The following is a 7385-nucleotide window of genomic DNA, read 5'->3' on the forward strand; positions in this document are numbered from 1 at the left end:
ATGGCCGCTGACAACCAATGGTTAGGCTTTTCGGAACAAGGCTGTCCTCGATCTCAGGAACGCCGCGGAGGCTCGCTGGGTCCTTGAGCATTGCGCATGCCGGCTCCCGCCCTATGATGGTGGCGGGTATCGGACGCTGTTTCGATTGTGTGTGGCGGGGTGGCTTGGAGGGCGGATGCGGTTTTGGCGTAGGGCAGGGCATGCCGTCGCTCTGAGCGGCGGCTGTGCGTTTGCCACACTGCTGGGCCTGCAGGCTGACGCTGCCCGGGCTTTCGATCTGTCGTCGCTCGATGTCTTCGGCCTCTTCACCAAGAAGGACGAGCCGCCGGCGCCGAGCGCCACGACTTTGCCCTACAAGCTCGACTTCGATCTCGGCGATGCCGAGGGCGCGAAGGCGCTGACCCGCACGCTGCAGGATGCTTCGCTGCTCTATCGCCTGCGGCAGGACGCGCCGCCCGATGGCGAGACGCTGGCGCGCCGCATGGCGGCCGATTTCAACCCGCTCATCGATGCCCTCTGGTCGCAGGGCTATTTCAATGCCGATGTCGCCCTGGTCGTCGACGGTGTCTCGCTGAGGGTCGCGGTCGAGCCGAACGCGACCCTGATCCGGGCGCTGGAGGCGCATCGCAACCGCGACGCGGTGCCGATCATCGTGAAGGTCCGCCCCGGCAAGGTCTTCGGCCTGCGCAAGATCGATGTGGTCGAGCGCGACGAGCCCGGCCCGCCGGCGATCGCCGATCCGCTCAAGGTCTCGAAATTGAAGGAGGGCGACCCGGCGACCTCGGCGGCGCTGCGCAGCGCGCAGGCCGCGCTGGTCGACTATATGCGCGCCCAGTCGCGTCCGCTCGCCAAGATGGTTGAGCTCCGGCCGGTCGTCGACCACGCCACCGGCATCATGGACGTGACCTATGTCCTCGATCCCGGTCCGCTCGCAGGATTCGGCGACATCACCATCGGCCAGACCGACGAGATTCCGCCCGAGGTCGTCCGCTCCTTCATCTATCTGGAACCCGGCGATCCCTATTCGCCCAAGGCGCTGGCCGATACGCGCCGGTCGATCGCGACGATTCCCGCCGTGGGCTCGGTCCGCATCCGCGAGGGCGACAAGCTCGACAGCGCCGGCAACCTGCCGATCTTCGTCGAGGTCACCGAACGGCCGAAGCGCCTGCTCGGCTTCTCGGCCCGCTACTCGACGATCGACGGCCCGGCAGTGAAGACCTATTGGGAGCATCGCAACCTGTTCGGCAGCGCCGAGCGGCTGCGGCTCGAAGGCAGCATTTTCCTGGCGCCGCGCATCGACGGCACCAAGATCCAGAGCTTCGGCGATTTCAACGAATCCGACATCGGCGCCCGTTTCGGCTTCAGCTTTATCAAGCCTGCGCTGGGCGGGAGCCGTTACGACTGGCTGCTCGACGGTGTCGCGACGCGCGAGCGGGTCGGCACCAACCGCTATGGCGGCTATACCGCCCGCTACGCCAACGTCACCACCGCGATCCGCCACCGCTTCAGCGACACCTTCTCGGTCCAGGCCGGCATCGAGGTCGAGCGTGGCCAGACCAGCGACGTGCTCGGCGAGATCGACTACACGCTGGTCGGCATCCCGCTCTCGGTGAGATACGATTCGACCGACAGCCTGCTCGATCCCACGCGCGGTTTCCGGGCGATCGCATCCTTCACGCCCTATCCGACCTTTCTCGGCTCGACCGTCGGCATCTACCAGACCAAGGGCGCAGTCTCGGCCTATTATGCGCTCGACGAGGACGCTCGCTACGTGCTGGCCGGCCGGGTCGGCTTCGGTTCGATCTCGGGCGCGAGCCTCGACGAGATTCCCGCGACGCGGCGGTTCTATGCCGGCGGCGGCGGCTCCGTGCGCGGCTATGCCTATCGCAGCCTGGCGCCGCTCGGCCCCTACGGGCAACTTATCGGCGGACGCAGCCTGCTGGAGCTCTCGGCCGAAGCGCGCATCAAGATCACCGACACAATCGGCATAGTACCCTTCTTCGACGCCGGCACGGCCTTCGAATCAAGCTTCCCGGACGGCAAGCAGAAGCTGCAGATGGCCGCCGGCCTCGGCCTGCGCTACTATACCGGCATCGGGCCGATCCGCGTCGACGTCGCCGCGCCGCTCAACCCGCGCAAGGGCGACAAGCCGGTCGCCCTCTATGTCAGCATCGGGCAGGCCTTCTGATGCGCCGCCTCTTCACCGACTTAGCCAAGATGAAAGCCCTCGTCCTGAGGAGCGCCGCAAGGCGCGTCTCGAAGGGCGCTCCTGCGGGTTCTGGAACCTCCTGGCACATCCTGCGAGACGCCGCTTCGCCGCTCCTCAGGATGCGGGCTCGCAGGGTGGCGGGGCTTTTCGCTCTGCTCATGGTGGGTTTCCTCGCCTCGGCCCATTTCGGCGGCTTTGCCCAGAATGCCCAGACCGACCGCGGCATCGTCGCGGACCTGATCTCGAAGGCGCTTTCCAGCGACACCAGCCAGGTCTCGATCGGCGAGGTCAACGGCGCTCTCTCCTCCGATGTCGAGATCCGCGACATCGTCCTCTCCGATCGCGACGGCGCCTGGTTGCGCCTCGACCGCGTCCGCTTGATCTGGACCCGCAGCGCCCTGCTGCTGCGCCGGCTCGATGTCGACCGTCTCGAGATCGGCAAGCTTGAAGTGCTGCGCAAGCCGGCCCCGCAGCCGGCCGGCACGGCGCCGCCGAGCAACGAGCCGATCCTGCCGGAACTGCCGCTCAAGGTCATTCTCCGCGCCTTCCAGCTCAACGAGCTCGCTTTGGGCCAGCCTGTCCTTGGCGTCGCCGCACGCCTCGGCGCCACCGGCTCGGCCTCGCTCGGCCCGCCGAGCGAGGGGCTCGACCTCAAGCTCGAGGCGCGCCGTCTCGATATGGGCGGCACCTTCAACGTCAACCTCGCCTTCGTGCCGCAATCGACGCGCCTGCAGCTCGCCGCCAAGCTCGACGAGCCGGCCGGCGGGCTGATCTCGAAGGTCGCTGGCCTTCCGGGCGAGCCGCCCGTGAAACTCGACCTCAACGGCGACGGCCCGCTCGATTCCTTCCGCTCGAACCTGACCTTCACGGCCGGCCCGACCATCGGGGCCGAAGGCTCCGCGACGCTCTCGCGGGCGGGCGCCGAGCGTCAGCTCGCGCTTGCGCTCGACGCGCGCATCGAAGGGCTGATGCCGCCGCCGGTGGCGCCGGTCTTCGCCGGCTCGACCCGGCTCGACGGTTCGGTCGGCTTCCGCGATGACGGTGGCGTCGATATCCGCAACCTCGCGCTGGTCTCAGCCCTGGCCCGCCTCGACGTGCTCGGCCGCTACAATGCCGACAAGACGCTGGACATGCGTGTCAGCGCCGCGTCCCGGCCTAATGCCGACGGCCGCACGGTCGCCTCGGGCGCGGAGATCGGCAAGCTCGCCTTCGATGCGACGATCCGCGGGCCCGTCGCCGGCCCGACCGTCGTGGCGACCCTCAACGCGCAGGATGCAAACCTGCCGACTGGTCGCTTCGGCAAGGTCGCACTCACCTTCAATGCCACGCCGAGCGGCATTATCGGTGAGCCCGGCACCCGGATCACGCTGACCTCGGACGGCGAGGCCAGCGGGATCGCGCTGGCCGACAAGGCGCTGGCGCGCGCCGTGGGCGACAAGGTGACCTTCACCCTGCGTGGCACCGGGCAGGATGACGGCACGGCCGATTTCGAGACCTTGAAGCTCGCCCTTTCCGGCGTCGAGCTCGACTACAAGGGCAAGCTCGGCCAGGCCCGTATCCTCGGCCAACTCACGGCGGTGCTCCCCGACCTCGCCCGGCTGAGCGATCTCGCCGAGCGTCCGCTCGGGGGCAGGGCGGAGGTCACGGCCGATCTCGACGCGACCCCGCGCCTCAACGATTATACGGCGATACTGGACGGCAAGGCCGAGCGCCTCGCCACCGGGACGGCCGCCGTGGACCGGCTTCTCGCCGGCAGCCTGACACTCGCCGGGCGGGTCAATGCGCTTGCCGGCGACTACACGGTGAGTGGCCTGCGCGTCGCCGGCCAGCATGCGGCCTTCACCGCCGATGGCTCGATCGGCCGGCAGCAATCCGATCTCAAGCTCGCGCTCGCCCTGCCTGATCTCAAGCGCGCCGATCCGCGTCTTTCCGGCCGCGGCGACATTACTGCGCAACTCACCGGCCCGCAGAACCGGCTCGATGCCACGGCCCGCATAGCCCTCGCGAATGCCACCGCGCTGGGCCGCCCGATCCAGCGCCTTGGCATCGATGCCGTGGTGAAGGACCTGCAGGGCGCGCTCGATGCGCGCGTCAATCTGGCCGGCGAGGTGGATTCGAAGCCGGCGACAGGCACGATCCAGCTCGCGCGCCAGCCGGATGACGGCTGGAATCTCTCCACGCTCGATCTCGCCATCGGCTCGGTCCGGCTGAATGGCGGGCTCACCCTCGATCCCGCGAGCCGCGCCGCCGGCCGCCTGACGCTGGCCGCGCGCAATCTCGACGATCTCTCGGCGCTGGCGCTCACCAAGCTCGGCGGTCAGCTCGATGCCGATATTGTGCTGGCGACGCCGGACGGGCGGCAGGACATCGACCTGACCGCGCGTGGATCGCGCCTCGCCGGTCCGTCGGTCTCGATCGACAAGCTCGATGCCAAGGTCGGCGCCCGCGACATCTATGGTCGCCCGATGCTTGATGCGGCCATCGCCATCGACCGCGCTGTTGCCGCCGGCGAGACGATCAGCGCGATCCGCTTCGATTCGAAAGGGGCGCCCGATGCCAGCGCCTTCACGCTGAGCGCGAGCGCGCGCGGCTTTGCGCTCAAGGGCGCCGGCCGGCTGGTGCCCGGCGAGCCGCTGAAGCTGGAGATCGCCTCCTTCGACGCCCGCCGCGACGGCCGCGCGATCACGCTCGCGAATCCGGCCTCGCTGAGCTTCCCGGCCTCCGGCGTCGAGATCGCCAACCTCGCCCTGATGATCGACAAGGGAAGGGTGACGCTCGATGGTCGCGCCGGCGAGACGCTCGATCTGCGCTTCGCCGCCCGCGACGTGCCGCTCTCGGCCGCCCGTATCGCTTCGCCGAACCTGAACCTGTCGGGCACCCTGAATGCCGAGGCGCAGATCAAGGGCAAGCCAGGCGATCTCTCCGGCCCGTGGAAGCTGCGGATCGCGCAACTCGTCACGCCCGAAACCCGGCAAGCCGGCTTGCCGCCGGTCGAGATCACCGGAGAGGGCGCCTTCAAGGGCGACGCCACCAGCGTTTCCGCCACCGTGAATGCCGGCCGTGGCGCCAGCCTGACGCTGCGAGGCACGGCGCCGCTCAACGCCACGGGGCCGCTCGATCTCTCTGCGCAGGGTCGTATCGACGCCGCGATCGCCAATACGATGCTCGCCGTAAACGGCCAGCGCGTCACCGGAAATGTCGCCATCGATATGCGCGCTGGCGGGACCGCGTCCGCGCCGCGCCTGAGCGGCAACGCGACGCTGTCGAACGGCAGCTTCACCGATGCGCTGCAGGGCATCCGGCTCAACGCCATCGAAGCCCGCATCGCCGCCAATGGGGACAATCTGACGATCGAGCGCGCTTCGGCCCGCGCGCCGAATGGCGGCACGATCTCGGGCAGCGGTCAGGTCAAAGTCGATCCGGCCGCCGGCTTCCCCGGCAATATCCGCATCCGGGGCGAGCGCGCACAGCTCGTCTCAAGCGGACTTGTCACGGCCGTCGCGGGGCTGGATCTCGAAATCAGCGGGCCGCTCGCCCAGCGCCCGCGGATCGGCGGGCGCATCGACATCGTCTCGCTCGAGGTTTCCGTTCCCGACCGGCTGCCCGCCTCGCTCCGGCCCGTCGACGGCATCAAGCACATCAATGCCCGCGGTACCGCTGCCGCCCGCCTCGCTGCCGAGCGCAAGGCGCGCCAGGCTCGCGGCCGTGGTCGCGCTGCCCCGGCATTCGACGCGACGCTCGTCCTGACGGTTTCGGCGCCGAGCCGCGTCTTCATCCGCGGCCGCGGCATCGATGCCGAGCTCGGCGGCGAGATCCGCATTGCCGGCACCTCGTCCGCCCCGGTGCTGAATGGCGGCTTCGAACTGCGTCGCGGCCGCCTCAGCGTGTTGACCCAGCGCCTCGACTTCAGCCGCGGCCGGCTCACCTTCGCCGGTGGGTTGATCCCCGAACTGGACTTCGTTGCCGAGACGAGCGCCGGTGACGTGACAGCCAAGGTCATCGTCAGCGGCCCGGCCGACCAGCCCAGCTTCGCCTTCACCTCCCAACCTGAATTGCCACAGGACGAAGTGCTGTCGCGGCTGCTGTTCGCCCGTGCCTCTGGCTCGCTTTCGGCCTTCCAGGCCCTCCAGCTCGCCCAGGCTGCCGCGCAATTCGCCGGTGGCGGCGGGGACGACACCTTCGAGCGGCTGCGCAAGTCGCTCGGCGTCGACAATCTCGACATCCAGATGGGAGAGGGCGGTCCGACCGTCGGAGCGTCGCGTTACATCAGCGACAACGTCTCCGTTGGCGTGAAGGTCGGCTCCAAGCCGGAGGATAGCGGCGTCTCGGTCGGCATCGATGTGACGAAGCGCCTGAAGCTCCAGGCGGAGACCGGGGCAGACGGCAGCGCCGCAGTCGGAATCGGCGCCGAGTGGGAATACTGAACCGGAGCCGGTTGAGAATCGCCATCCAACGGGATTCGCGGCTCGGACGCGCGGAGCGCGCCCGATTCCCGTTTGGACGGCTTCAAAACGGGCCGTCGCGAGCCTTTGAGGTTAATGCTTCGTAAATTTCGAGCGTCAAAGCGTGGCTCGCCTGCAACACCGGATTTCAAAGCACCCCATACACAGGTCTGACAGGCGGATCGTGGTTGATCGGCGAGGCCGCATTCGTATGGTGGTGATGCGTCGGGACGTTCCCGGTCGCTGTTTTTCGTCTTCGCCACCGAAATAGGTCGGTGACGCAGGCGAAAGACCGGGAACAGGCAGGTTCTGCGATCAGGCTGAAAGTCTGGGGCGGGGGGCAGGCTGAAGCCCGAGGGTCTCGAAACTCTTTTGGAGGTTACCAAATGAAGCTCGTCAAGAGCCTCCTCCTCGGTTCCGCCGCCGGCATCGCCGCGGTCGCCGGGGCTCAGGCCGCCGACCTTCCCTCGCGGAAGGCCGCTCCGGTCGAATACGTTCGCGTCTGCACCGCTTACGGCGCTGGCTTCTTCTACATCCCCGGCACCGACTCCTGCCTGCGCATCTCGGGCCGCGTCCGCGCCGAGTACGCCGTCGGCGAGCGTTACAGCGACTTCCAGGATGCTTACGGCACTCGTGCTCGTGGCCGCCTGAACGTCGACGTCCGTACGCAGACCGCCTACGGCACGCTGCGCACCTTCATCCGCTATGAGCTGACCAACAACACCGGCATCTAC

At 68.4% G+C, this 7385-nt stretch carries 3 protein-coding genes; all 3 read left to right on the plus strand.

The annotated features are described in order from the left end of the window. Positions 1-175: 175 nt before the first annotated feature. Positions 176-2188 carry an autotransporter assembly complex protein TamA gene (locus AC1DVA_RS20245; RefSeq protein ID WP_476807047.1) on the plus strand — a complete coding sequence of 671 codons (2013 nt, stop codon included), beginning with the start codon at positions 176-178 and terminating at the stop codon, positions 2186-2188. A gap of 29 nt (positions 2189-2217) precedes the next feature. Further along, the gene (locus tag AC1DVA_RS20250; protein WP_476807048.1) at positions 2218-6633 is read left to right on the plus strand and encodes a translocation/assembly module TamB domain-containing protein; all 4416 of its coding nucleotides are present in this window, start codon (positions 2218-2220) and stop codon (positions 6631-6633) included. A 404-nt stretch (positions 6634-7037) separates the two neighbouring features. Then, a partial coding sequence (locus AC1DVA_RS20255; RefSeq protein WP_476807049.1) for a porin occupies positions 7038-7385 on the plus strand: 348 nt, incomplete at its 3' end.

The sequence above is a fragment of the Allobosea sp. P4_C6 genome, from assembly GCF_056402015.1.